At 71.0% G+C, this 23,458-nt stretch carries 22 protein-coding genes and 1 pseudogene; 5 read left to right on the forward strand and 18 right to left on the reverse strand.

Going from position 1 to position 23,458, the window contains the following annotated elements; genetic code table 11:
• Window positions 1–129: 129 nt before the first annotated feature.
• The 3 genes and pseudogenes from ACZ6KY_RS28805 to ACZ6KY_RS28815 form a co-directional block, all read left to right on the forward strand.
• Window positions 130–1,338 (forward strand): annotated as a pseudogene (locus tag ACZ6KY_RS28805) (copper amine oxidase); the annotation flags it as partial.
• 119 nt (window positions 1,339–1,457) lie between these two features.
• Window positions 1,458–2,696: an SAV2148 family HEPN domain-containing protein gene (locus ACZ6KY_RS28810; protein WP_469313185.1), complete on the forward strand. Its 1,239-nt coding sequence runs from the start codon at window positions 1,458–1,460 to the stop codon at window positions 2,694–2,696.
• 107 nt (window positions 2,697–2,803) lie between these two features.
• On the forward strand, window positions 2,804–3,526 hold the full coding sequence (locus ACZ6KY_RS28815; RefSeq protein ID WP_469313186.1) for an exonuclease domain-containing protein: 723 nt from the start codon (window positions 2,804–2,806) through the stop codon (window positions 3,524–3,526).
• A gap of 336 nt (window positions 3,527–3,862) precedes the next feature.
• Here the strand turns inward: ACZ6KY_RS28815 and ACZ6KY_RS28820 are convergent, their stop codons facing one another.
• The 3 genes from ACZ6KY_RS28820 to ACZ6KY_RS28830 all read right to left on the reverse strand — a co-directional run bounded on the left by ACZ6KY_RS28820 (window position 3,863) and on the right by ACZ6KY_RS28830 (window position 8,313).
• On the reverse strand, window positions 3,863–4,726 hold the full coding sequence (locus ACZ6KY_RS28820; protein ID WP_469313187.1) for a phosphotransferase enzyme family protein: 864 nt from the start codon (window positions 4,724–4,726) through the stop codon (window positions 3,863–3,865).
• Window positions 4,727–4,951: 225 nt separating this feature from the next.
• A complete protein-coding gene (locus ACZ6KY_RS28825; protein WP_469313188.1) occupies window positions 4,952–5,758 on the reverse strand; it encodes an oxygen-binding di-iron domain-containing protein in 807 nt (268 codons plus the stop codon).
• A gap of 281 nt (window positions 5,759–6,039) precedes the next feature.
• A complete protein-coding gene (locus tag ACZ6KY_RS28830) occupies window positions 6,040–8,313 on the reverse strand; it encodes an MMPL family transporter (RefSeq protein ID WP_469313189.1) in 2,274 nt (757 codons plus the stop codon).
• A 307-nt stretch (window positions 8,314–8,620) separates the two neighbouring features.
• On the opposite strand from ACZ6KY_RS28830, the gene ACZ6KY_RS28835 reads away from it, so the two are divergent.
• A complete protein-coding gene (locus ACZ6KY_RS28835; protein ID WP_469313190.1) occupies window positions 8,621–9,169 on the forward strand; it encodes a DUF1697 domain-containing protein in 549 nt (182 codons plus the stop codon).
• Window positions 9,162–9,533 carry a nuclear transport factor 2 family protein gene (locus ACZ6KY_RS28840; protein WP_469313191.1) on the forward strand — a complete coding sequence of 124 codons (372 nt, stop codon included), beginning with the start codon at window positions 9,162–9,164 and terminating at the stop codon, window positions 9,531–9,533. Before ACZ6KY_RS28835 ends, ACZ6KY_RS28840 begins: the two co-directional genes overlap by 8 nt.
• 85 nt (window positions 9,534–9,618) lie before the next feature.
• Here ACZ6KY_RS28840 and ACZ6KY_RS28845 read toward each other — a convergent pair whose 3' ends face one another.
• The 15 genes from ACZ6KY_RS28845 to ACZ6KY_RS28915 all read right to left on the reverse strand — a co-directional run bounded on the left by ACZ6KY_RS28845 (window position 9,619) and on the right by ACZ6KY_RS28915 (window position 23,345).
• Window positions 9,619–9,993, reverse strand: coding sequence for a hypothetical protein (locus ACZ6KY_RS28845; protein ID WP_469313192.1), 375 nt, complete (start codon window positions 9,991–9,993; stop codon window positions 9,619–9,621).
• A gap of 168 nt (window positions 9,994–10,161) precedes the next feature.
• Window positions 10,162–10,908 (reverse strand): sirohydrochlorin chelatase, encoded by a 747-nt coding sequence (locus ACZ6KY_RS28850; protein ID WP_469313193.1) that lies wholly within the window; start codon window positions 10,906–10,908, stop codon window positions 10,162–10,164.
• A 7-nt stretch (window positions 10,909–10,915) separates the two neighbouring features.
• Window positions 10,916–11,818: an ABC transporter permease gene (locus tag ACZ6KY_RS28855; RefSeq protein ID WP_469313194.1), complete on the reverse strand. Its 903-nt coding sequence runs from the start codon at window positions 11,816–11,818 to the stop codon at window positions 10,916–10,918.
• A complete protein-coding gene (locus tag ACZ6KY_RS28860) occupies window positions 11,805–12,593 on the reverse strand; it encodes an ABC transporter ATP-binding protein (RefSeq protein ID WP_469313195.1) in 789 nt (262 codons plus the stop codon). Before ACZ6KY_RS28860 ends, ACZ6KY_RS28855 begins: the two co-directional genes overlap by 14 nt.
• Window positions 12,594–12,629: 36 nt before the next feature.
• Window positions 12,630–13,748, reverse strand: a complete 1,119-nt coding sequence (locus ACZ6KY_RS28865) for an aliphatic sulfonate ABC transporter substrate-binding protein (protein WP_469313196.1) — start codon at window positions 13,746–13,748, stop codon at window positions 12,630–12,632.
• A 223-nt stretch (window positions 13,749–13,971) separates the two neighbouring features.
• On the reverse strand, window positions 13,972–15,327 hold the full coding sequence (locus ACZ6KY_RS28870; RefSeq protein WP_469313197.1) for a sulfate adenylyltransferase subunit 1: 1,356 nt from the start codon (window positions 15,325–15,327) through the stop codon (window positions 13,972–13,974).
• Between the two features lie 2 nt (window positions 15,328–15,329).
• Window positions 15,330–16,268 carry a sulfate adenylyltransferase subunit CysD gene (gene cysD, locus ACZ6KY_RS28875; protein ID WP_469313198.1) on the reverse strand — a complete coding sequence of 313 codons (939 nt, stop codon included), beginning with the start codon at window positions 16,266–16,268 and terminating at the stop codon, window positions 15,330–15,332.
• A complete protein-coding gene (gene cysC / locus ACZ6KY_RS28880) occupies window positions 16,265–16,801 on the reverse strand; it encodes an adenylyl-sulfate kinase (RefSeq protein ID WP_469313199.1) in 537 nt (178 codons plus the stop codon). Before cysC ends, cysD begins: the two co-directional genes overlap by 4 nt.
• Window positions 16,802–16,866: 65 nt before the next feature.
• Window positions 16,867–17,577 (reverse strand): phosphoadenylyl-sulfate reductase, encoded by a 711-nt coding sequence (locus ACZ6KY_RS28885; protein ID WP_469313200.1) that lies wholly within the window; start codon window positions 17,575–17,577, stop codon window positions 16,867–16,869.
• Entirely contained in the window at window positions 17,574–17,753 is a 180-nt protein-coding gene (locus tag ACZ6KY_RS28890; RefSeq protein ID WP_469313201.1) for a hypothetical protein, read from the reverse strand. The genes ACZ6KY_RS28885 and ACZ6KY_RS28890 overlap by 4 nt, the downstream gene beginning before the upstream one ends.
• Window positions 17,750–19,444: a nitrite/sulfite reductase gene (locus ACZ6KY_RS28895; protein ID WP_469313202.1), complete on the reverse strand. Its 1,695-nt coding sequence runs from the start codon at window positions 19,442–19,444 to the stop codon at window positions 17,750–17,752. The genes ACZ6KY_RS28890 and ACZ6KY_RS28895 overlap by 4 nt, the downstream gene beginning before the upstream one ends.
• A 137-nt stretch (window positions 19,445–19,581) precedes the next feature.
• On the reverse strand, window positions 19,582–19,665 hold the full coding sequence (locus tag ACZ6KY_RS28900) for a putative leader peptide (protein ID WP_309486338.1): 84 nt from the start codon (window positions 19,663–19,665) through the stop codon (window positions 19,582–19,584).
• A 164-nt stretch (window positions 19,666–19,829) separates the two neighbouring features.
• Window positions 19,830–20,402 (reverse strand): GNAT family N-acetyltransferase, encoded by a 573-nt coding sequence (locus ACZ6KY_RS28905; protein ID WP_469313203.1) that lies wholly within the window; start codon window positions 20,400–20,402, stop codon window positions 19,830–19,832.
• A 197-nt stretch (window positions 20,403–20,599) separates the two neighbouring features.
• Window positions 20,600–21,955 (reverse strand): hypothetical protein, encoded by a 1,356-nt coding sequence (locus tag ACZ6KY_RS28910; protein WP_469313204.1) that lies wholly within the window; start codon window positions 21,953–21,955, stop codon window positions 20,600–20,602.
• A gap of 160 nt (window positions 21,956–22,115) precedes the next feature.
• Window positions 22,116–23,345 (reverse strand): GAF domain-containing protein, encoded by a 1,230-nt coding sequence (locus tag ACZ6KY_RS28915; RefSeq protein ID WP_469313280.1) that lies wholly within the window; start codon window positions 23,343–23,345, stop codon window positions 22,116–22,118.
• Between the last annotated feature and the right edge of the window lie 113 nt (window positions 23,346–23,458).

A 23,458-nucleotide genomic window follows, 5' to 3' on the forward strand; every position in this document is an offset into this window, starting at 1 on the left:
TTTGGTTGGGCATTATTTCGCCCTCTTCTTGGTGCCGGACAAGCACGTTCGCCTTTCCCCCCCCCCCCCCCCCCCCCCCCCCCCTTTCTTTCCCCCCCCCCCCCCCCCCCCCCCCCCCCCCCCCCCCCCCCCAAGGCCGCACCCGCCCCGCCCGCCGACTGCAGCGCGGCGTACCGCATCGAGCAGAAGCTCGCCACCGGCACCACCTGGCGGATGTGCTGGCACTACGAGAGCGAGGCCGGGCTCGTCCTGGAGAACATCTCCTACCAGCCACCCGGCGAGGCCCACCCGATCAAGGTCCTCAGCAGCGCCAAGCTCGCCCAGATCGACGTGCCCTACGACGACGGCTCGGTCGAGTACAGCGACCTGACCGGCGCCGGCTTCGGCCAGGGACTGGTCGACATGGTCCCCGCCGAGTGCCCGGGCGGCGCCATCAAGACGGTCAAGGTCCCCGACGCCTGGGACCCGCAGCACGCGAACGTCAAGGGCCTGTGCACCACGACCCGTTCACGCGGACACGCCTACCGGATGGAGGCCGACACCGGGAACAAGGTCTTCCAGAAGCAGGGCAAGGACCTGCTCGTCTACACCGTCAACAAGGTCGGCTGGTACGAGTACATCACCGAGTGGCGGTTCCAGGACGACGGCACCGTCAACATGAACATCGGCGCCACCGGCAGCCTCTCGCCGGGTGACTACGACGCGGGCGACGGCCGCGGCTGGCCGCTGGGCAAGGGCGCCAAGGACTATGCCACCAGCCACAGCCACAACGTCTTCTGGCGGCTCAACTTCGGTCTGGACGGCTCGTCCAAGGCGAAGATCGAGCAGTACGACTCCGTGGTCAGCCCGCCCGCGCACGGCCACGAGGCCCCCAGCAACAAGACCACGGTCACCAAGGTCACCAAGGAACTCGCCGGAGACGCCAAGAACATGCGCTGGTGGCGCATCGTCAGCAACTCCGGCAGGAACAAGGACAATCACGCACGCTCGTACGAGATCGTCCCGGGCGCGACCACCAAGTACCTCGGCCGTTCCTTCACCAAGCACGACGTCTACTTCACCGAGTACAACAAGTGCGAGCAGTTCGCCAGCGACAACCTGCGCAACTGCGGTGCCGGACACGGCACATCCGTCGACAAGTGGGTCGGCGGGCAGACGCTCACACACCCGGTGGTCTGGGTGAACGTGGGTTTCCACCACATCGCGCGCGACGAGGACCAGCAGCCGATGCCGGTCCACTGGCAGGGCTTCTCCATCGCCCCGCGTGACGTCACCGCTATGAATCCGCTCACTCCGCCGGAGCTGGCGAACCAGAACGGGCATGTCGAACCAAGGTAGTTGAGAAACGACCTGCGCATCGGGCTGCACCGCTCGCCGCTCCCGGAGTACCCTTCCTTGATCGTTGATTGGGGCCTGGCCCCTGGGGAGTGCTCGGGGGAGCGGAAGGCGGTGCGTGGGTGGGCTCGGGAGGGCTGGAGCTGCCTCCTGGTGACGAGGGTCACGAGGGGAACTCCACAGATGTCCCACCCGGCGCGGTGTCCCTGGCACGGCCGATGGAAATGGGATCCATTGGACCGGAACTGGACTGGGGCGCCGACGCCTGGCGCGAGGTGCGTACGCGCGCCCAGCGAGCCGGGCGCGCCTACATCTGGCTGAACCTGGTCGAACAGCGGCTGCGCGCGGTCGTGGCCGCTGTTCTCCGGCCCATCTACGAACCCGTCCACGGCGACGACTGGGTGGTCGCCGCCGCGGGGCCGGCCGGCCAGGAGTGGGTGCAGCGCGCCGTCGCCGTACGCGAAGTCAGCCGCCGCAAGGGGTACTTGCTCGACCCGGCCGACGACAACGTGCTCAGTTTCCTCACGCTGCCCCAGCTGCGCGAGCTGATGGTGCAGCACTGGCCGTGCTTCGAGCCCTACTTCGACGAACGCCGGGACGTCGAACTCGCCCTGGACGAGCTGGAAGTGACCCGCAACGTCGTGTCGCGCAACCGCGCTCTGTCCGAGGCCGTCCTGAACCAGGCCGAGCGGGCCGCGGCGAAACTCCTGGAGATCCTCGGCGCCGGGAGCGACGTGCCCTCCGCGCGCAGGCTGCCCGTGGACGCCGTCGAGGACCTGGTGGGCGACCGGTACGCGGACGTCGTCGGTGTGCACTCCGACCGGGTGCGGCTGCTGAGCCAGTTCCCCGCCGAGGACCTCTTCGGCGGAGCCCGCAGGCTCGACGCGATCGGCATCGGCCTCAACCTGCTGGTGCAGAACTTCTCCGGGCGCCGGCTGGTCCGCCTCGCCGAGTCCGGCTGCCGGACTCGGCTGCTGTTCCTGAACCCCGCGTCCAGTGCGGTCAAGCGGCGTGAGCGCGAGCTCGGCATCAAGCGCGGTGAGTTGAGCCGGGCGGTCGAGATGAACATCCTGCACATGCGGCGGGTGAGGTCCCGGCTGCGCGACCCGGACGCCTTCGAGATCCAGGTCTACGACGAGACGCCCCGCTTCACCGCGTACCTCGTGGACGGCGACGGGTCGGACGGTGTCGCGGTCGTGCAGTCGTATCTGCGCCGCACCCGTGGCATGGAGGCGCCGGTCCTGGTGCTGCGCGGCGGAAGCCGAGTGCTCAAACCGGACGAAGTGAACGAAGAGGGACTTTTCCCCACCTATCGCGAGGAGTTCGAGGTGGCTTGGGCCGATTCGCGGCCGGTGTCCTGAAAGGCCGTTCTCCGCGGCCGAGTGGAACGCCCGTCCTCGGATTGTCAGTGGCTCATGGGATCGTGGAGACCACTGGGGGAAAGCACCACGAAGAAGGGGGGCCGCCCATGGGCTGGCACCGGGAGCTGCTGATCGGCTTCGACCTGGAGACGACCGGGACCGATCCGCGCGAGTCGCGCATCGTCACGGGGGCCGTGATAGAGGTCAAGGGCGGAGAGCCGCTGGGGCGCCGCGAGTGGCTGGCCGATCCGGGCGTGGAGATCCCGGTCGACGCGGTGGCGGTGCACGGGATCACCAATGAGCGGGCGGCCGGCGAGGGCCGGCCCGCCGACGAGGTCGCCGACGCGATAGCGGGCGTCCTCGTCACCTACTGGCGGACCGGCGTCCCGGTCGTCGCGTACAACGCGGCCTTCGACCTGACGCTGCTCTCCGCCGAGCTGCGGCGGTACGGACTGCCGTCGCTGCGCGAGCGGCTCGGCGGCACCGACCCGGCCCCGGTCATCGACCCGTACACCATCGACCGCTCCGTGGACCGCTACCGCCGGGGCAAGCGCAACCTCGAAGCGGTCTGCACCGAGTACGGGGTGGTCCTGGACTCCGCCCACGACGCCTCGGCCGACGCCCTCGCCGCGGCCCGGCTCGCCTGCGCGATAGCCGGCCGCCATCCCAAGGTGGCCGCTCTCGGCCCCGTCGAGCTGCACCGCCGCCAGATCGAGTGGTACGCGGAATGGGCGGCGGACTTCCAGTCCTTCCTGCGCCGCAAGGGCGAGGCGGACGCGGTGGTGGACGGGACCTGGCCGCTGCGGGACCTGGCGGACGACAGGGTCTGACCCGATCCCGGGAGCCTGCCGGCCCTCGGCGAACGGCCCCGCTTCCCGTCACCTCTCAGGCCCCGGTCCCGGCCTGCCCGCGCGCACCTCGCCACCGGCCACGGTCAGAGGACCCGGCCACGGTGAGGGGGCTGGGACGCGGTGACGAGGTCCGGCCACGGGTGGGCTCCGGACGCGATGACGATTCGGCCACGGTGACGGGGTCCGGACGTGTCGGCGGGGTCCCCTCACCCTGAGGGGGTCCGAGACCCCCCGACGGGGGGCGGTCACCGTGACGGGGTCCGGTCGCAGGCGCCAGGGCGTCGGGCGACGGCTGGGCGGATGCCCAGCGTCGGGTCAGAAGGGGTACCAGCGCACCGTCTCGTCGCCGTCCCGCAGCGACGCCACCCGGCGTTCGAACTCGGCCAGCGCCTTGGGGTTCGTCGGTGCGTGCTGGGCGACCCAGGCGCAGCTCGCGGTCTCGCGGGCGCCCCGGAGGACGGAGCAGCCCTCCCACGCGCGGACGTCCCAGCCGTAGGCCGCGGTGAAGGAGTCGTACGCCTCGGCGGGAAGCCCGTAGCGGTCGCGGGAGAGGGCCATGACCACGAGGTCGTGCTCGCGCAGATCGGCGGAGAAGGTCTCCAGGTCGACCAGGACGGGGCCGTCCGGGCCGACATGGACGTTGCGGGGCAGCGCGTCGCCGTGGATCGGGCCCGGCGGCAGATGCGGGGCGAGCGCGGCGGCGGCCGTCGCGAAGCCGTCGCGCCGCTCCCGCAGATACGCCGCGTCCCCGGGGTCGATCGCGTCGCCCGCGAGACGCAGCCAGCGCTCCACGCCGCCGAGGAGTTCGCGGGGCGGCAGGGTGAAGGAGGGGGAGGGCAGCGCGTGCACCACCCGCAGGAGTCCGGCCAGATCGCGCGGCTCGGCGGGGCGGACGGGCTCGGGCAGCCGGTGCCACACCGTCACGGGGTGTCCGTCGACCAGCAGCGGTTCGGGTTCGGCGGCCCGCACCGCGGGGACATCCGATGCGGCGAGCCAGGCGGCGATGTCCAGTTCCCGGCGCGCGCGGTCGAGGAGTTCGGCGTCGCGCCCCACCTTGACGACCAGGCCGTCGGCGGCGAACACCGCGTTCTCGCCGAGGGCGAGGAACGATGCCTCCCGCACCGGCCCCGGCAGTACCTTCGCCGCGGCCAGTACGTCCCGCGCCCGTGCCTCGTCCATGGCTCGCCTCCGTGTCCTGGGGCCTGTCAGGTCGCCGCCCGCGCGGCCCTCGCGTACGACGGCTTCGGTTGCGTGCCGTCCGCCGGCCAGTGTCGCATTCCCACAGGTCGGACCGGGTGCGCCAAGGCTCGCCGGTCCACCTCGCCTTCGCGGAGGTGACGGGGGCCGCCGGACCCGGCGTGACTTGGCTCGTACGGCCGCGGGTCGCTTCAACCTGGGACGCGGTCACTCCAGCCAGGGATGCGGTTGCGCCAGTACGCTCGGCCGGGACACGAACGCGGTCTCGGGGGCGAAGCGGGAGTCGAGGGCGTCCGCGAGGTCGTTCAGCGCGCGGGGGCAGTCGCCGTTGAAGGAGGAGCCGTGCATCACGGCGAGCGTGGCGGGACGCAGATCCGCGAGCGAGCGCAGGGTGGTCGTCGTCGCGGTCAGGCACGAGATCTGCCGGAACAGCTCCTCGGCCTCCAGACAGGGTTCGACGATCTCCTCGGCGGTGACGGCGGGCCCGTTCCCCAGGTGGGTGAACAGGTCGCCGCAGAAGAGGGTGCGGGTGTGCTCCTCGAAGAGCAGCCGCGCCTCCCAGTTGTGCGGTACGTGCGGGGTGTCGATGTTCCGTACGACCCGCCGCACCTCGTGGCCGCCGATGTCGAGACGCTCGCCGTCACCCATCGGCCGCGGCGGCCGGGACACCAGGTCGTTGAGCGTGACCAGGCATCCCAGGGTGTTGTGCGCGACCTCGGCCTGCTGGGCCACGGCAAGGAACTCGTTCAACGCGCCGCACTCGTCGGCCTCGACATGCCCGAACGTGATCCAGCGCAGCCTGTCCACCGGCATCACGCGCGCGATGGCCTCGGAGACCGGCGGGAACAGGGCGCGCATGCCGGTGTGGAAGAGCAGGGGTTCCTCCGCCGCCACCAGGAACTGGTTGAAGGTGAAGCCCGTCGGCGGGGCGATCTCGGGGACGTGCGTCGAGATCCGGTAGATGCCGTCGGCGATCTCGTCGAGACGCGTCTGCACGGTGAGCCGTCCCTTCATGGCGGAGGGGTCCCGCTCTCCGTACTACCCGATCACCGGGTGCGCCGCGACCGCAGGTGCGCGCGGGCTCGACGAGACGTATCGTCTTGTCGAGCCCGCATGCGTGACCACGCGCGCGGCGGTGCGTGACGCTCCGTGCGGCCGATGCGTGGCCACCCGCGTGAAGGGCCCGTCGGCCCCTCCCGGAGGAGGAGACCGACAGGCCCTGGAAGTGCGAGGTCGTTCCGGCCGGTGGTTCCGGCCGGCCGTCGCGTTGGCCGGGTGCGGCCGGTCGTGGCCGGCTACACCCCGGCCCGCTCTCCCTGAGGCACCGGCGGCGCGACGGCCTCGGGAGCCTCGTCGTGGGTGAGGTCGGGCATCCGGTTCAGCCACTTCGGCAGGTACCAGTTGCGCTCGCCGAGCAGCGCCATCACCGCGGGGAGCAGGACCCCCCGGATGATCGTCGCGTCGATGAGCACCGCGGCCGCCAGGCCCACCCCCATCTGCTTCATGGACTGCATGGACAGCGTCCCGAAGATCGCGAAGACGGCGACCATGATGACGGCGGCGCTGGTGACGACACCGGCCGTGGTGACCACCCCGTGCCGGATCGCGTCCTTGGTGCTGCGGCCCCGCAGCCGTGCCTCACGGATCCGGGAGACCACGAACACGTGGTAGTCCATCGAGAGCCCGAAGAGGATCACGAAGAGGAACAGCGGCAGCCAGGCGACGATCGCGCCGACGCCCGCCGCGCCGACCAGGGACGCGCCCCAGCCGTGCTGGAAGACCGCGACCAGGATGCCGTAGGCGGCCGCCACCGAGAGGAGGTTGAGCGCGATCGAGGTGATCGCGATGGTCAGCGAGCGGAACGAGAGCAGCATCAGGAGGAAGGCGAAGACGACCACGAAGGCGAAGACCGGGGTCACCGAGCCGATCAGCTGGTCGTTGAAGTCGTGCGATCCCGCGACCTGTCCGGTGATCGGCGCCCGCAGGCCGTCGACCTTGCCGAGCGTCTGCGGGCGTACCTTGTCGCGCAGCAGTTGCAGGCTCTTCTCCGCCTTGTCCTGGTCGGAGCCGCCGACCAGCGGGACGAAGACGAAGGCGACGTTGTGCTCCGCGTGCACCTTGATGTCGACCGGACCGCGCGAGGCACCCGAACTGACCGCCGCCGTACGGAAGTCGGCGAGCGCGGCCTTCACGTCGGCGGCGTTGATGTCCCGCGCCTTGACGACCACCTCGGCCGGCTCGGAGCCGCCGGGGAACGCGTCGTTGACGCGGTTGTACGTTCCCACGATGGACAGTGAGTTGCCGAACTCCTTGTCCAGGGTGAGCTGTTGGGTCTTCATGCCGAGGGCCGGAGCGGCGATGGCGAGCAGCGCGCCCGTCGCGACGACCAGGGAGACCGCGGGCCTGGCGAGCACCACGCGCAGGACGGCACCCCAGAACCGGCTGCCCTCGTCGGCCGGACGGCGGTTGCCCCGGGCGCCGTTGGCGCCGCGCCGCTTGGCCCGGTGCAGGAACGGGACGCGGCCCTTCTCGACGCGCTCGCCGAGCAGGGAGAGCAGCGCGGGCAGCACGGTGACCGAGCCGACCATGGCGACGGCGACGACCATCAGCGAGGCCAGGCCCATCGCCTCGAACTCGGCGAGCCCGGTGAAGAGCATGCCGGCCATCGCCACGCAGACGGTGACACCGGAGACGATGATGGCGCGGCCACTGGTCGCGGCGGCGATCCGCAGAGCGGTGCCGGCGTCGCGGCCCGCCTCGCGCTCCTCGCGTTCACGCCGGAGATAGAACAGGCAGTAGTCGACGCCGACGGCCAGACCCACCAGCAGCATCACGGAGTTGGCCGTGTCGCTCATCGGCATCAGGTGGCTGACGACGCCCATCAGGCCCATCGTCGCCATGATGGCGGTGACCGCGAGCGCGACCGGAAGCAGCGCCGCCACGAGCGCGCCGAACGCGATCAGCAGGATGCCGAGCGCCACGGGCACGGCGGAGAGTTCGGCCTTCTGGAAGTCGTCGCCGAACGCGTCGTCGTACTGCTTCTTCATGCTGGCGCCGCCGATCTCCTCGATCCGCAGCCCGGCGTGGTTCTTCCGCACGCCCTGGACGGCGTTCAGCACGGGCGCGACGCGGTCGCCCGCCGTCTCGGAGTCGCCGCGCATGTCGAACTGCACGAGCGCGCTGCGGCCGTCCTTCGAGATCGTCCCGGTGTCGTACGGCGAGGTCACGTCCGTGACCCTGCCGGTGGCGTCGACCGCCTCGACGACCGCGGCGACCGCGCTCCTGAACCCGGCGTCGGTGGCCTTGGCGCCCGCGTCCTTCGCCTGGACCAGGACCGTCTCACTGGCCGGCTCCTTGATGCCGGCATCCTCGATGATCTTCGCGGCGGTGTGCGTCTCGCCCTGGAGCTGGTCGCTCTCCTTGACGTCGACGCGGCCCGCCGCGGAGCCGAGGCCCATCGCCAGGACGACGAACAGCACCCAGATTCCGACGGCCGCCCATCGGTGCCGGGCGCTCCAGCCGCCTGCTCGCGCGGCGATGCCCCGCACCCGTGTGTCTCCGTTCCCCATGACGGGCCAGCCCCTTTGTGCACGGTGACAGCCCCCTGCCGCCACCTTTGTATCGAAGGTATGGCCCGGAGAACAGCGTCACCTCGTGCTGTCCGGTGACCCCTCGGCACTCCGGCTCCTCCCCGCGGACCCCGGGGTCTCCGCACTGGGGAGGACGGAAGCCCCTTACACGTAACGGCACTTCTCGGGGACGCCGCTCAGGGATCGACGGGGCGTGTCCGGCCCGTCCGCCGGAGGAACGGCCCCCGGGGGACGTGGCCGTCGCGCCCACCCTCGCGGGGCAGGGCGGCCGTTTTATGGTGTGCGGATGACGACGACGTACGCGGCGCTGTTGCGCGGCATCAATGTGGGCGGCGCGAAGAAGGTGCCGATGGCCGAGCTGCGCACCCTGATGGAAGGACTCGGGTACGGCGACGTCCGCACGTATCTCCAGAGCGGGAACGCGGTGTTCAGCAGCGGCCGCGGCGACGAGGAGTCCCTCGCCGAGGAGCTCTCCGGGGCCATCGAGAAGCACTTCGGCTTCGGCGTCGGCGTGCTCGTCCGGGATCACGGCTATCTGAAGGCCGTCCGGGAGGCGTGCCCGTTCCCGGCCGCCGAACTGGAGGCCAAGCAGTTGCACGTCACGTACTTCTCGGACCCCGTCGACGCCGGGCGCTTCGCCTCCGTCGAGCCCGCGGCCTTCCTCCCCGAGGAGTTCCGCCTCGGCGACCGCGTCCTCTACCTGTACGCGCCCGACGGTCTCGGCCGCTCCAAACTGGCGGAGGCCCTGGCGAAGCCCAGAGTGGTCAAGGGCGTCCTCGCCACCACACGGAACTGGAACACCGTCGTGAAACTGGAGGAGCTGACCGGTGCTTGAGCACAATGCCGCCGTCGAGGCCGCCATCGAGGCTGAACTGCGCCTGCTCGACCCGGCGGTCCGCCGCTCGGCCGACCTCGTCGGCGCGCTGCTGCACCCCGACTTCTACGAGTTCGGCGCGTCCGGGCATATCTGGGACCGCGCCTCGACCCTCGCGGCGCTGGCCTCGGAGGCGGAGACCGGCGGTCGCAGCACGACCTCGCGCATGAAGGGCGTCCAGCTCGCCGCCGACCTGGTCCATCTGACGTTCGACACCGACAGCAACGGCCGCCGCGCGCACCGGAGTTCACTGTGGCGCCGCACCGATACCGAGTGGCTCCTGTACTTCCACCAGGGCACACCGTTCAGCCTCGCCGAAGAGTGAGGAGGCCGTCGCGTTCGTTCAAGAGGTACGGGTGCCGCGTCCCTGGCGCGGAACCCATGAACGACGCGAACGGGAACGACAGGCCTCAGTCGTCAGGGGTGTCCGGCCGCGCCTCGAAGGGAGCCGCGGACGGCAGACGAGACCGGCTCCGCCACAACTGCCGCGCCTCCCGCTTCCGCTGCTCCAGGCGCTCGCGCCGTTCCCGCCGTTCCCGCAGGTCCTCGGACACGGTCATACCGAGCGGGAACGGCCATGCGACGGACATGACGACCCATAGGAACAGCGCCAGAGGGAGCCCGGAGGCGTCCGTCGGCATCCGGTCCTCCACGGCCTCCCGCAGACCCCAGGGGGTCAGCCAGAGTGGCTTCCCGTCCTTGATCCAGCCGTACAGAACCCATGCGCACTGGCCGGCGACCAGGTACCCGACGATGCAGACGGCGACGATCACCAGGATCTTCACGAACTCTCGCTCCTCGCCCGTTCGCGGTGCCGACCGTGACGGGCCCCGCCGGATCGCCCGTCGGTCCGGCCCGGCGGTTCCGGGAATTGCACCACACGCGGGCGTCGGGCGGCAGCCGGGTTTCCGGTGCGCCATCCAAGGGCCGCCGCGAAGGCCCCGCCTTCGAGGTCAGGCGCCGATCGCCGCCAAGGACGGCATCCGTGCCTCGTCGTAGCGGTCCAGCAGGACCCTCGCGACCTCAGGCGCGGGGCCGAGGACGTCGGCGAGGACGTCCGCCCCGGCGGCGCCCCGGGCGATGCGGTCCGGCAGGAAGCCGGGGGCCAGCACGTACGGGGCGACGGCCACGCGCTCGCAGCCGAGGGCGCGCAGTTCGTGGACCGCGTCCTCGGTGCGGGGAAGGGACGCGGAGGCGAACGCGGGCCGCACGGCGCACCAACCGGTGTGCCGCCACTCCCGCGCGATTTCTGCGATCACCGCGATCGCCTCCGGGTCGGTGGACCCCGCCGAGGCCAGCACGACCCCGGTCCGGGACTTGTCGGCGGGCGTCAGCCCGGCCTCGTACAGCCGGCGTTCGAGCGCGGCCGTCAGCAGCGGGGACGGGCCGAGCACCTCCGCCTGCCGGACGCGCAGCCGCGACGGTGCCTGGCGCAGCACCGCCGGGATGTCCGACTTGGCATGGAAGGCGCGGGTCAGCAGCAGCGGCAGCGCCACCACCTCGCGTACGCCGTCGGCCGCCAGGGACTTCAGTACCCCTTGTACGGACGGGATGTTGAAGTCGAGGAACCCGGTCTCCACGCGCAGGCCCGGGCGCTGGGCGCGCACCCGCCGTACCAGGGCATGCACCGTCGCGGCGTGCCGCGGATCGCGGCTGCCGTGGGCGATGACGACGAGGACGGGGTGCTCGGGCCTGCTCATGACGGGGTCAGCCCTTCACCAGGAGTCCGCGGCTGCGCAGCACCCACCGCTCCACCGGGCTGAAGATCAGCAGGTCGATGGCGATACCGACGAACAGGATGAGGAAGATGGCGAGGAAGACCATCGGCATGGAGCTGGCGTTGCGGCCGTTCTCCAGCAGCTGGCCGAGGCCCACGCCGAGGTCGGGGGAGGAGGCGATGATCTCCGCGGCCATCAGGGAGCGCCAGGAGAACGCCCAGCCCTGCTTCAGACCGGCCAGGTAGCCGGGCAGCGCGGCCGGCATCACGATGTGCCAGGTCCCGCGCAGGCCGGTCGCGCCCATCGTGCGGCCCGCCCGCAGGAACAGCGGCGGCACCTGGTCCACGCCCGACACCAGCCCGTTGGCGATCGAGGGGACCGCGCCGAGCAGGATCACCGCGTACATCATCGAGTTGTCCAGACCCAGCCAGATCACGGCCGGCGGCACCCACGCCACCGACGGCAGGGACTGCAGGCCCGACAGGATCGGGCCGATCGCGGCCCGCACGAACTTCACCCGGGCCACCACCAGACCCAGCGGGGTCCCGATCACCAGGGCGAACAGGAAGCCGAGCAGACCGCGCGAGACGCTCGTCCAGATGTAGTCGAGCAGCGTGCCCTGGAGCCAGGCGTCCTTGACCTCGCCCCAGACGGCCGACGGCGAGGGCAGCTTGGTCGGGTCGTCGACGATCTTGAACGTGATCAGTGCCTGCCAGGCCGCCAGGACCACCACGGCCGCGACGAGCGGCGGCAGTATCTTCTGCCGGAACGTCGTGCCGAAGGAACCGCGGCCGGCGACGGAGGACTCCAGCGCGTCGAGGCCCGCCTCCAGACCGCCCAGCCCGTCGTGCTCCTTGACGGCCGCGTCGGACTTCGTCTCAGTGCTGGCCATGGCGGCGGATCTCCCCACGCAGTTCTTCGGTGATCTCGATGGACAGTTCCGCCACGGGGGCGTCCTCGATGCGGCGCGGCTGCGGAATGTCCACGGTCCACTCGCGGGCGATGCGGCCCGGGCGGGAGGACAGCAGGACCACGCGCTGCGCGAGCCGCACGGCCTCACGGACGTTGTGCGTGACGAAGAGGACGGACAGGCCCGTCTCGCGCCAGATCCGGGTCAGTTCGTCGTGCAGCACGTCCCGGGTGATGGCGTCCAGCGCCGCGAACGGCTCGTCCATCAGCAGGATCTGGCTGTCCTGCGCGAGCGCCCGCGCCATCGCCACGCGCTGGCGCATCCCGCCGGACAGTTCGTGCACCCGCTTGCCGTACGCGCCCTGAAGCCGTACGAGTTCGAGCAGTTCCTCGGCCTTGTTGCGCCGCTCGGCCTTGGCAACTCCCCTGAGTTTCAGGGCGAGTTCGATGTTCTTGCCCGCGGTCAGCCACGGGAAGAGGGCGTGCTCCTGGAACATCAGAGCCGGGCGCCCGTTGGTCGTGATGGAGCCGGCGGAGGGCTTGTCGAGCCCCGCCACCAGGTTCAGCAGTGTGGACTTGCCGCACCCCGAGGCCCCCAGGAGGGTGACGAACTCGCCCGGCGCGACATCGAGGGTGATGTCGTCGAGGACGAGCTGGGGACCCGCGGGTCCGGCGAAGGACTTCGAGACGTGCTCGATGCGGGCGGCGTACTCCGTCGTGTCGGCGCCGTCGGCGGCCTTGGCGAGCGTCGTGGCCATGGTCGTCACCTCCTGGGAACTCATCGGGATCCGGGCTTACTTGACGCCGAGACCGGCGTCGTCGACCGGGCTCTCGCCGGCGGCCTTGAGGACCTTGTTCAGGAGCGTCAGGTCATAGATGCCGGTCAGGATCGGCTTGTCCAGGAGACCGGCCTTCACCGCGTGGTCCGCCTCGGTGTGCAGCGTGGAGGCCAGCGGGTCGTCGGTGATCTGGATGGACTTCCAGGCCGGGTCGAGGACGTTCGCCGGCAGCGCCTTGCCGGAGTCGGCCTCCAGCTGCTTGTTCGCCGAGGCCTTCGCGTCGTCCGGGTTGGCGTTGATCCACTTGTTGGTCTCGACGGAGCCCTTCAGGACCGCCTCGACGACCTTCGGGTGCTCCTTGAGGAACTTCTGCGACACGATGATGTTCGTGATCACGAACTTCTTGTCGGGCCACAGGTCCGACTCGTCGAGCAGCACCTTGGCGCCCTCGGCGACCAGCTTGGACGCGGTCGGCTCCGGCACCCAGGCGCCGTCGATGGAGCCGGACTTGTAGGCGTCCGGAGTGATCTTGTTGTCGGTGCGGACGACCGAGACGTCACCCTTGCCGCTCTGCGGGTCGACCTTGTAGCCCTGCTCCGCGGCCCAGTTGAGGAACGCGACGTCCTGCGTGTTGCCGAGCTGCGGCGTCGCGATCTTCTTGCCCTTGACGTCCTTCAGGGACTTGATCTTCTTGGGGTTCACCACGAGCTTGACGCCGCCCGAGGCCGAACCGCCGATGATCCGCAGGTTCTTGCCCTCGGACTTCGTGAAGCCGTTGATCGACGGCGAGGGGCCGATCCAGCCGATGTCGATGGAGCCCGAGTTGAGTGCCTCGATCTCGGAGGGACCCGCGTTGAAGATCTGGTACTTCGCGGCGGTGGCGCCGAGCTCCTTCTGGAAGAAGCCCTTCTGGTTGCCGACCAGCGCGGTGGCGTGCGTCAGGTTGCCGAAGTAGCCGATCTTCACGGAGTCGAGACCGTCGATCTTCTTCGACCCGGCGGCGACCTTCGCCTTGGTGTCGTCCTTCGCGTCCGAGCCGTAGCTGCAGGCGGCGAGAGAGAGCAGCGGGAGAGCGGTGGCGAGGGCTATGCCGCGGGTCAGCAGCTTGGAGCGCGTGGAGCGGATGGCAGGCACGGGAGGGTTTCCTCTCGGTGGCCCGGCGGTCACGTTTTCAATCGTGGCCGGGAAGGTCGGCAGGTCTTCGGACGCTCAGGCTGTGGGGGGACGGGGCGCGCAGGCAGTGCGCGTACGTCATCGCGCACATCGCGCGACTCCGCCCTGCCCGCTGCCGAGGGCGCCGCTGCCGACGCGGCCGCCCTCCTTCGCGAACGTGGAGTAGAAGTCGACAGGATTCATGTCAGAAGTCCCAGCCGTCGTCGTCGGACTCGTCCTTGACCGGCTGCGGCGCGGCGAAGGACTCGCCGACCATGCCCGCGGTCAGCGTGGTGCCGTCGGCCGGGTCGATCAGGATGAACGCGCCGGTGCGCCGGGAGTCGGCGTACGCGTCGAGCGGGAGCGGCTCGGCGGTGCGGATCTTGACCCGGCCGATGTCGTTGGCGACCAGCCGGCCCGGGTGCGGGTGCAGCGAGAGGTCGTCCAGGGTCAGCCGGGACGGGATGTCCTTGACGATCGCCTTGACCGTGCGGGTGCCGTGCTTGAGCAGCACCCGGTGGCCGACGGTCAGCGGCTCGTCGGCCACGTGGCAGACGGTCGCCTCGACGTCCTGCGTGGTCGGCGGCGCGTCCTTGCTCGGCACGAGCAGATCGCCGCGCGAGACGTCGATGTCGTCCTCCAGCAGCAGGGTCACCGACTGCGGGGTCCACGCGATGTTGACCGGCTTGCCCAGCAGGTCGATCCCGGCGACCTTCGTGGTGCGTCCGGACGGCAGCACGGTGACGCTGTCGCCGACGCGGAAGGTTCCGGCCGCGATCTGGCCGGCGTAGCCCCGGTAGTCCGGGTGTTCGGCGGTCTGCGGGCGGATCACGTACTGCACGGGCAGCCGCGCGTGGCAGTGCGCCAGGTCGTGGCTGACCGGCACGGTCTCCAGGTGCTCCAGGACGGTCGGGCCGCCGTACCAGTCCATGTTCGCGGAGGGGTCCACCACGTTGTCACCGGCGAGCGCCGAGATCGGGATCGCGGTGATCTCGGGGACGCCCAGTTCGGAGGCGTACGCCGTGAACTCCTCGGCGATGGCCGCGAAGACGGACTCCTTGTACTCGACGAGGTCCATCTTGTTGACGGCGAGGACGACGTGCGGGACGCGCAGCAGCGCGGCGACGGCGGCATGCCGGCGGGTCTGCTCGATGACGCCGTTGCGGGCGTCGACGAGCACGACGGCGAGGTCGGCGGTGGAGGCGCCGGTGACCATGTTGCGCGTGTACTGAACGTGGCCCGGGGTGTCGGCGAGGATGAACCGGCGGCGCGCGGTGGCGAAGTAGCGGTAGGCGACGTCGATGGTGATGCCCTGCTCGCGCTCGGCGCGCAGACCGTCGGTGAGCAGTGCGAGGTCCGGGGTGTCCTGGCCGCGGCTGGCCGAGGCGCGCTCGACGGCCTCCAGCTGGTCCGTGAGGATCGACTTGGAGTCGTGCAGCAGCCGTCCGACGAGCGTGGACTTGCCGTCGTCGACGGAGCCCGCGGTCGCGAAACGCAGCAGGGTGGTCGCCGAGAGCTGTTCGACCGACAGGGGCTCGGTGGGTTCGGTGGTGCTGGTCATGTCTAGAAGTACCCCTCGCGCTTGCGGTCTTCCATCGCGGCCTCGGACATCTTGTCGTCGGCGCGGGTGGCGCCGCGCTCGGTGAGCCGGGACGCGGCGATCTCGGTGATGACGGCGTCCAGCGTGGTCGCGTCCGAGTCGACGGCGCCGGTGCAGGACATGTCACCCACGGTCCGGTAGCGGACCAGCCGCTGCTCGACCGTCTCGCCGTCCTTCGGGCCGCCCCACTCACCGGCGGTCAGCCACATGTTCGACCGCTGGAAGACCTCACGCTCGTGCGCGAAGTAGATGTCGGGGAGTTCGATCCCCTCGCGGGCGATGTACTGCCAGACGTCGAGCTCGGTCCAGTTGGAGAGCGGGAACACGCGGACGTGCTCGCCGGGCGCGTGGCGGCCGTTGTAGAGCTGCCACAGTTCGGGCCGCTGGCGGCGCGGGTCCCACTGGGAGAACTCGTCGCGCAGCGAGAACACCCGCTCCTTGGCGCGGGCCTTCTCCTCGTCGCGGCGTCCGCCGCCGAACACGGCGTCGAAGCGCTCGGACTGGATCTTCTCGGTCAGCGGCAGGGTCTGGAGGGGGTTGCGGGTGCCGTCGGGGCGTTCGCGCAGCACACCGCGGTCGATGTAGTCCTGTACGGAGGCCACATGGAGCCGCAGCCCGTGCTGTTCCACGGTCCGGTCGCGGTACTCGAGGACCTCGGGGAAGTTGTGCCCGGTGTCGACGTGCAGCAGCGTGAAGGGAACCGCGGCGGGAGCGAACGCCTTCAGCGCGAGGTGCAGCATGACGATGGAGTCCTTGCCGCCGGAGAACAGGATCACCGGCCGCTCGAACTCACCCGCCACCTCACGGAAGATGTGGACGGCCTCGGACTCCAGAGCGTCCAGATGCGACAGCGCGTACGGGGTGCTCTCCGTCTCCTCGGAGACACGGGCGGCGGTCGTCATGCGAGACCCCTCTCGGTGAGCAGCGCGTGCAGCGCGGCAGCGGACTCCTGCACGGTCTGGGTGTGCGACTCGATGCGCAGATCGGGCGACTCGGGAGCCTCGTACGGGTCGTCGACACCGGTCAGCCCCGAGATCTCGCCCGCGGCCTGCTTGGCGTACAGCCCCTTCACATCGCGTACGGAGCACACCTCGACCGGGGTCGCCACGTGCACCTCCAGGTAGGGGGTGCCCCCGGCCCGGTGGCGCCCGCGCACGGCCTCGCGGCTGTCCGCGTACGGCGCGATCACCGGGACGAGCGCCTTCACGCCGTTGCGGGCGAGCAGTTCGGCGAGGAAGCCGACGCGCTGCACGTTCGTGTGCCGGTCGGCGCGGCTGAAGCCGAGGCCCGCCGAGAGGAACTCGCGGATCTCGTCGCCGTCGAGGACCTCGACACGGTGGCCCTCCCCGCGCAGCCGGCCGGCCAGTTCGTACGCGATGGTGGTCTTGCCGGCACTCGGCAGACCCGTGAGCCAGACGGTGGCTCCGGTCGTCACTTGCTGCTCCTGGGAAATCGTGGGGTCCGCGGCGGGCGCGGTCGTCGTCGCCGTCGTCGTTGACGTCATCCGTGCAGCCCGCACTCGGTCTTCGAGCGGCCCGCCCAGCGGCCCGCGCGCGCGTCCTCGCCCTCCAGCACCCGGCGGGTGCAGGGCGCGCAGCCGACGGAGGCGTAACCGTCCGTCAGCAGCGGGTTGGTGAGGACCCCGTGCTCGGCGACGTACGCGTCCACGTCGTCCTGCGTCCAGCGGGCGATCGGCGAGATCTTGACCTTCCGCCGCTTCTCGTCCCAGCCGACGACCGGGGTGTTCGCCCGGGTCGGGGACTCGTCGCGGCGCAGCCCGGTCGCCCAGGCGTCGTAAGCGGTCAGGCCCTCTTCGAGCGGCTTGACCTTGCGCAGCGCGCAGCACAGGTCGGGGTCGCGGTCGTGCAGCTTCGGCCCGTGTTCGGCGTCCTGCTCGGCCACGCTCCGACGCGGCGTGAGGGTGATGACGTTGACGTCCATCACCGCCTCGACCGCGTCGCGGGTGCCGATGGTCTCCGGGAAGTGGTAGCCGGTGTCGAGGAACACCACGTCCACGCCGGGCTTGGCGTGCGAGGCGAGGTGCGCGACGACCGCGTCCTCCATGGACGAGGTCACGCAGAACTTCTCGCCGAACGTGTCCACCGCCCAGCGCAGGATCTCCAGCGCGGACGCGTCCTCCAGGTCGCGCCCCGCCCGCTCGGCCAGGCTCTTCAAGTCCTCGCCCGTACGCTCTTCCTGAATGGCCGTCATATCTCCGCCCCTCCACGCTCTTCCCGCCGAACGCCCCGGGACAGCAGTCCGAGGAACTTCAGCTGGAAGGCTCGGTTGCACGCCGCGCATTCCCACGCGCCGTGACCTTCCTCGCTGGGTCGCAGGTCTTCGTCTCCGCAGTACGGGCAGTAGAACGGCGCGGCACGCTCGCTCACGACAGCGCCTCCTCGGAGGCGCGCGAGGCCCAGGTGGCGAAGCGCTCGCCGTCCTCGCGCTCCGCCTGGAAACGCTTGAGGACCCGCTCGATGTAGTCGGGCAGCTCGTCCGAAGTGACCTTCAGACCACGGACCTTGCGGCCGAATCCGGCTTCCAGGCCGAGCGCGCCGCCCAGGTGCACCTGGTATCCCTCGACCTGCTCGCCGTTCTCGTCGAGGACCAACTGGCCCTTGAGACCGATGTCCGCGACCTGGATACGGGCGCAGGCGTTCGGGCAGCCGTTGATGTTGATGGTGAGGGGCTCTTCGAACTCGGGGATGCGGCGCTCGAGTTCGTCGATCAGGGAGGCACCGCGCGCCTTGGTCTCGACGATCGCGAGCTTGCAGTACTCGATGCCGGTGCAGGCCATCGTGCCGCGCCGGAAGGTGGAGGGCCTGGCGGTCAGGTCGAGCGCCTCCAGTCCCTCGACGAGCGAGTCGATCCGCGTCTCGTCCACGTCGAGCACGATCATCTTCTGCTCGACGGTGGTGCGCAGCCGGCCCGAACCGTGCGCCTCGGCCAGCTCGGCGATCTTCGTCAGGGTCGCGCCGTCGATACGGCCGACACGCGGGGCGAAGCCGACGTAGTACCGGCCGTCCTGCTGCCGGTGGACACCGACGTGGTCGCGCCAGCGGGCGACCGGCTGGTCGGGGGCGGGGCCGTCGACCAGCTCGCGCTTCAGGTACTCGTCCTCCAGGACCTGGCGGAACTTCTCGACGCCCCAGTCGGCGACCAGGAACTTCAGGCGGGCGCGGGTGCGCAGCCGCCGGTAGCCGTAGTCCCGGAAGATCGAGAGGACGCCGATGTGGACGTCCGCGACCTCGTCGAGCGGGACCCAGGCGCCGAGACGCTGGCCGATCTTCGGGTTGGTGGAGAGGCCGCCGCCGACCCAGAGGTCGAAACCGGGGCCGTGCTCCGGGTGGTTGACGCCGACGAAGGCGACGTCGTTGATCTCGTGCGCCACGTCCAGCAGCGGCGAGCCGGAGATCGCGGTCTTGAACTTGCGGGGCAGGTTCGAGAAGTCCTTGTTGCCGACGACCCGGCGGTGGATCTCGTCGATGGCCGGGGTGCCGTCGATGATCTCGTCCTCGGCGATACCGGCGACGGGCGAGCCGAGGATGACGCGGGGCGTGTCACCGCAGGCCTCGGTCGTGGACAGGCCCACGGCCTCCAGACGCTCCCAGATCTCCGGGACGTCCTCGATGCGGATCCAGTGGTACTGGACGTTCTGACGGTCGGTGAGGTCGGCGGTGCCGCGCGCGAACTCCTGCGAGATCTCGCCGATCACGCGCAGCTGCTCGGTGGTCAGCCGGCCGCCGTCGATCCGGACGCGCAGCATGAAGAACTTGTCGTCCAGCTCCTCCGGCTCCAGGATCGCGGTCTTGCCGCCGTCGATCCCGGGCTTGCGCTGGGTGTAGAGACCCCACCAGCGCATCCGGCCGCGCAGGTCGTTGGGGTCGATCGAGTCGAAGCCCCGCTTCGAGTAGACCGTCTCAATGCGTGTCCGCACGTTGAGACCGTCGTCGTCCTTCTTGAACTGCTCGTTGCCGTTGAGCGGGGTGAAGTGACCTACGGCCCACTGACCCTCGCCGCGGTGACGGCTCACCTTGCGGCGGGGCGCGGCGGCGGGATTCTGCGGGGTGGCGGCCATGGTTGATACGTCCTTCGAGACTGCGGGACAGGTCTGACTGCGGCTCTGACCTGCGCATACGGGTGCATACGGAAGAATGGGCGCAGCACTGCGCAAGGGTCGCAAAAAAGGGGGAGAGTCGGCGCTGCTGGGCTGGGTCAGCTCGCCGGACAGATGGCGCTGGACATGCGGCCGAGGTCGACGTGCCGCCGACTCACCAAGGCAATTCCAGTTCCAGACATGACGGAAGCCTGTCATGGGGATCTCCGGGCAGTCCACCGTCATCCATCATGTGGACACCCTGGTCCCGAATGGTGAGACATCCGCGTTGTCGATCACATGACCGGCCCTCCCGCGGTGCCGCGAGGAGGGCCGGAAGGCCGCGGTCTGCGCGGCCCGGAGCTGGTCAGACGGCGTGCGCCCCCGGCCACGGGCCCGGGGTGGCGACCTCCGCCTCCTCCTCGACCGAGGTGTCGAAAAGCTTGAAGCCGCGGCGCAGGTAGTTGTCCATCGCGTGCTCCCCGTCCTTGCTGCAGGTGTGCAGCCAGACACGCTTCGTCTCGGCCCGCCCCGGCCAGCGTCCGGCCAGGTCCCAGGCGCGCGCGGCACCGTACGAGAGGAGGTGTCCGCCGATCCGGCGCCCGCGGAACGCGGGGATGAGCCCGAAGTAGGCGATCTCCACGGCCCCGTCGTCCTGTGCGCCGAGCTCGACATAGCCCGCGGGCGTCCCGCGGTCGTAGGCGACCCAGGTCTCCGTGCCCGGCTGGGCGAGGGTCTCGTCCCACTGCGCGTACGTCCAGGGGAGCCGGTCCGTCCAGCGGATGTCCCCGCCGACCGAGGCGTACAGGAAACGGCTGAACTCGGGCGAGGGGACCTCGGCGCGGACGATCCGCAGATTGCCGTCGGGCGCGCTCGCGGGGAGCAGGTCGGTCGGGGCCGTCTGCTCCAGGGACCAGGTGGTCACACTGACGTTGCTCATGACCGCCAGGGAATCACGGCCGCGGGCGCCCCTCCAAAAAGTGTCCGCAGGCCGGCCGCTGTCCGCAGACGCAGGTCGGGCCGCCTTCCGGGGACGGAGGCCGCGCTGCGCCGGTGGCGCAGCCGGGTCGCTGTCCGAGCGAGCCGTCGACCCAGGACAGCCCGCCGTCGAGCGAGCCGTCGACCGACGACAGCCCGCTATCCGAGGGAGCCGTCGACCGACGACAGCGGCACCGCGTAGAGCGCCCGCCGGTCCGCCGCGGCGGTGAGTGTCCACAGCTCGCCGGTCCGCTGCCAGTAGGAGAGGGATCCGGAACCGAGGCCCCAGCAGGCGTGCGACTGGTCCGCGGTGCACGTGGCCGCCTCGGCGCCGCTGCCGCTCTGCCGCCACAGGGAGCCGTGCTGGGTGCGGCTGTCGGACGGCCGCCCGATGTACCACTGGGCCTCGCGGGCGCCGCCGGACCGGTGCGAGACGGCGCCGGAGATCCCGGAGCCCCTGGTCGTGTAGGCCTCGACCGCGTTCACATGCCCCTGGGCGTCGGCGAGCAGTCCCGTGCGGTACGCGGCGGTGCTGAACGCGTACCGCCAGATGCGGGTCCGCTCCGAGTGGTCGCTCGCGGCCTCGGTCGCGACCAGGCTGTCCGGAGTGGTCGTACGGTCCAGGGAGAGCGAGCCGAAACAGGGGACCGTGTGGTCGCGGTCGCGACCGCGTGCGCACGCGCCGCCCTCCGGGTCGTACGAGCCGATGGCGGGCAGCACGTACTGGTAGCCCGCGGCCGAGTAGCCGTGGCCCACCCGGCCCACGGCGCCGCTGTCCACGTCGGCCCGCAGCAGCCGGTGCAGGTCGAAGACGAGCAGGCCCTCGCCGTGCTCCGCGGTGACGATCAGCTTGTCCTGGTACCAGACCATGCCGCCGAGGCCCGTGTGGACGGCCGCGAAGTCCTTGCCCCCGGCGCGCGGGGCGACCAGCAGGACCCAGCGGTAGCTCAGGGCGTCCGGGTCGGTCGCGTCGACGAAGGCGATCTTGGCCAGGCCCTCGTCCCGGGCCGGTGCGGTCGCCTGCCCGTCGCGGTGCGTCCAGCCGGCCAGGATCACCTGGTGCGTGCCCCACAGGCCGTCGTCGTCGGCGTCACCGGAGGTGGTCACGGAACGCGGCTGCCACTGCGCGGTCCGCGCGTCGGCGTCCTCCCAGCAGTACGCGCGGGTGGCCGTCGGCTCGACGGGCAGCGCGGCCCGCTCGTCCCCCGTGCAGTCGGCGGTGTTCCGCATCGAGCGGTCGGCGTCGCGCAGGACTCCGTCGACGCCGACATTGCCGCCCATGTTCCCGCTGAGCGTGTCGAGCGCGTCCCGGGAGGCGAGGTTCTCGTGGAGTCGCAGCTGCTGCGTGGCGGAGCCCGCGCGGAGCGCGGTGAGCCCGCCGGGACTGTTGGCTCCGGTGGCCTGCGAGGTGCTGATCAGGGTGGCGGCCGCGGTGAGCGCGAGCGCGGTTCCGGCCAGGGTGGCGCGCAGCGCCTGTCCCCTTCTCCGACGACGATGCCTGCCGCGCTGCTTCATGCGTCCTCCCGAATAGGCCAACTGCCTCCCCCGCCGAGGGCGTTGACGGAGAGACGGGTGGGGTGGCCTGTGAAGTGGATGCTACGGCAGAGACCTCCGGGCCAGGACAAAGACCGCGGAAGACGCTCACGAAATACGCTCGCTTCACCCCTCATCGCGTTCAGGACGGTGCCGGTTCGGCCGGTGTCCGTGCTCCGAGCACCGCGGGCGCCGTCGAGTGCGGCAGCAGGTCCCGGGGGTCCACCGGCAGCAGCACCTCGACCTCCACCTCCTCGCGGAAGCGGTACGGCCGGTGGTCGAGGAGTCCGATGAGCCGGCGGCGTACGCGGGACAGTTCGGCACGGACCGTGACCGTGCGGGTCGGATCGCCGAAGAGGTCGACCGCGAGCTGGGCGGCGCTGCGTCCCTGCCGGTGCACGGCGAGGACGTAGAGCAGTTCGGCGTGGCGCGGGCTGAGGTCCTGGGCCCAACTGCCCGCAGTGCCCGAGACGGTGACGTGCGGCCGCCGGGGTTCGACCAGGTCGAGGACCACCCGGCCCGCGCTCCCCGTGTCGCCGGCGCCGGTGACACGCAGCAGCCATCCGCCGGGCATCGGCTCGGCGACGCACATCCCGAGGGAGGGCAGCCAGCTCCGGCCCGCGCCGAAGGAGTCGGGCAGCGGGACGCGGTCCACGGGCGGCATTCCGGTGACGGCGGCGAGCCAGCCGTGGGTGTCCACCACGAGCGCCGGGCCGTCCAGCCGGCACAGCAGGGGGGCGGCCACCGCGCGCAGCCGTTCGATGGCCGTCAGATGCGTGGCGCGCAGTTCGCTTTCGGCCAGTCTTGACACCGAGTCGACGAGGGCGAGCGTCGCGGGATGGAACGTGCTGTCCGGGCCGCTCACGTCGATGATCCCGAGCAGCCGCCCGTCGCGCGGGTCGCGCACGGGGGCGGCGGCGCACGTCCAGTCGTGCAGGGTGCGCACGAAGTGCTCGGCCGAGTGCACCTGGACCGGGGCGCCCGCCGACAGGGCGGTTCCGATGGCGTTGGTGCCGGTGGTGTCCTCGCTCCAGGCGGCGCCTTCCTCCAGGCAGATGGCGTCGGCGCGGCGCAGCACCCCCGGGTTGCCCTCGCGCCACAGCACCCGGCCCTCGGGGTCGGTGACCACCATGATCTGCAAGGAGGCGTCGGCGACCGCCGCGAGTCCGCCGTGCAGGGTCGGCATCACGGCGGCGAGCGCGGTCGACGTCCGCCGGTGTTCGAGTTCGTCCGTCTGTAACAGGATGCTGTCCGTTCCCTGTTCGGGATCGATGCCGAAACGTTTCGCTCGCTGCCATGACCGGCCGATCACCGGACGGGGGGCGATCAGGCCGCGTTCGCCCTTGACCGACGCGGCCCAGGTCTCCTTCAGGTGCCCCGCCGTTACGGACGCGTCCGGTGGGGCGAAACGGGCGGGGTTGAACGATGTGATCTTCACAGGGCACTCCCGAAACCAGGACCTCGTACGGGCCGCGACCCCGCCGT

The organism is Streptomyces sp. NPDC042002, from assembly GCF_055588305.1.

Bases quoted from the DNA above. Each gene is read 5' to 3' on its own strand.
- ACZ6KY_RS28815 (WP_469313186.1), top strand. From the start codon at position 2,804: ATGGGCTGGCACCGGGAGCTGCTGATCGGCTTCGACCTGGAGACGACC.
- ACZ6KY_RS28820 (WP_469313187.1), bottom strand. From the start codon at position 4,726: ATGGACGAGGCACGGGCGCGGGACGTACTGGCCGCGGCGAAGGTACTG.
- ACZ6KY_RS28825 (WP_469313188.1), bottom strand. From the start codon at position 5,758: ATGAAGGGACGGCTCACCGTGCAGACGCGTCTCGACGAGATCGCCGAC.
- ACZ6KY_RS28830 (WP_469313189.1), bottom strand. From the start codon at position 8,313: ATGGGGAACGGAGACACACGGGTGCGGGGCATCGCCGCGCGAGCAGGC.
- ACZ6KY_RS28835 (WP_469313190.1), top strand. From the start codon at position 8,621: ATGACGACGACGTACGCGGCGCTGTTGCGCGGCATCAATGTGGGCGGC.
- ACZ6KY_RS28850 (WP_469313193.1), bottom strand. From the start codon at position 10,908: ATGAGCAGGCCCGAGCACCCCGTCCTCGTCGTCATCGCCCACGGCAGC.
- ACZ6KY_RS28855 (WP_469313194.1), bottom strand. From the start codon at position 11,818: ATGGCCAGCACTGAGACGAAGTCCGACGCGGCCGTCAAGGAGCACGAC.
- ACZ6KY_RS28860 (WP_469313195.1), bottom strand. From the start codon at position 12,593: ATGGCCACGACGCTCGCCAAGGCCGCCGACGGCGCCGACACGACGGAG.
- ACZ6KY_RS28870 (WP_469313197.1), bottom strand. From the start codon at position 15,327: ATGACCAGCACCACCGAACCCACCGAGCCCCTGTCGGTCGAACAGCTC.
- cysD (WP_469313198.1), bottom strand. From the start codon at position 16,268: ATGACGACCGCCGCCCGTGTCTCCGAGGAGACGGAGAGCACCCCGTAC.
- ACZ6KY_RS28885 (WP_469313200.1), bottom strand. From the start codon at position 17,577: ATGACGGCCATTCAGGAAGAGCGTACGGGCGAGGACTTGAAGAGCCTG.
- ACZ6KY_RS28895 (WP_469313202.1), bottom strand. From the start codon at position 19,444: ATGGCCGCCACCCCGCAGAATCCCGCCGCCGCGCCCCGCCGCAAGGTG.
- ACZ6KY_RS28900 (WP_309486338.1), bottom strand. From the start codon at position 19,665: ATGTCTGGAACTGGAATTGCCTTGGTGAGTCGGCGGCACGTCGACCTC.
- ACZ6KY_RS28905 (WP_469313203.1), bottom strand. From the start codon at position 20,402: ATGAGCAACGTCAGTGTGACCACCTGGTCCCTGGAGCAGACGGCCCCG.
- ACZ6KY_RS28910 (WP_469313204.1), bottom strand. From the start codon at position 21,955: ATGAAGCAGCGCGGCAGGCATCGTCGTCGGAGAAGGGGACAGGCGCTG.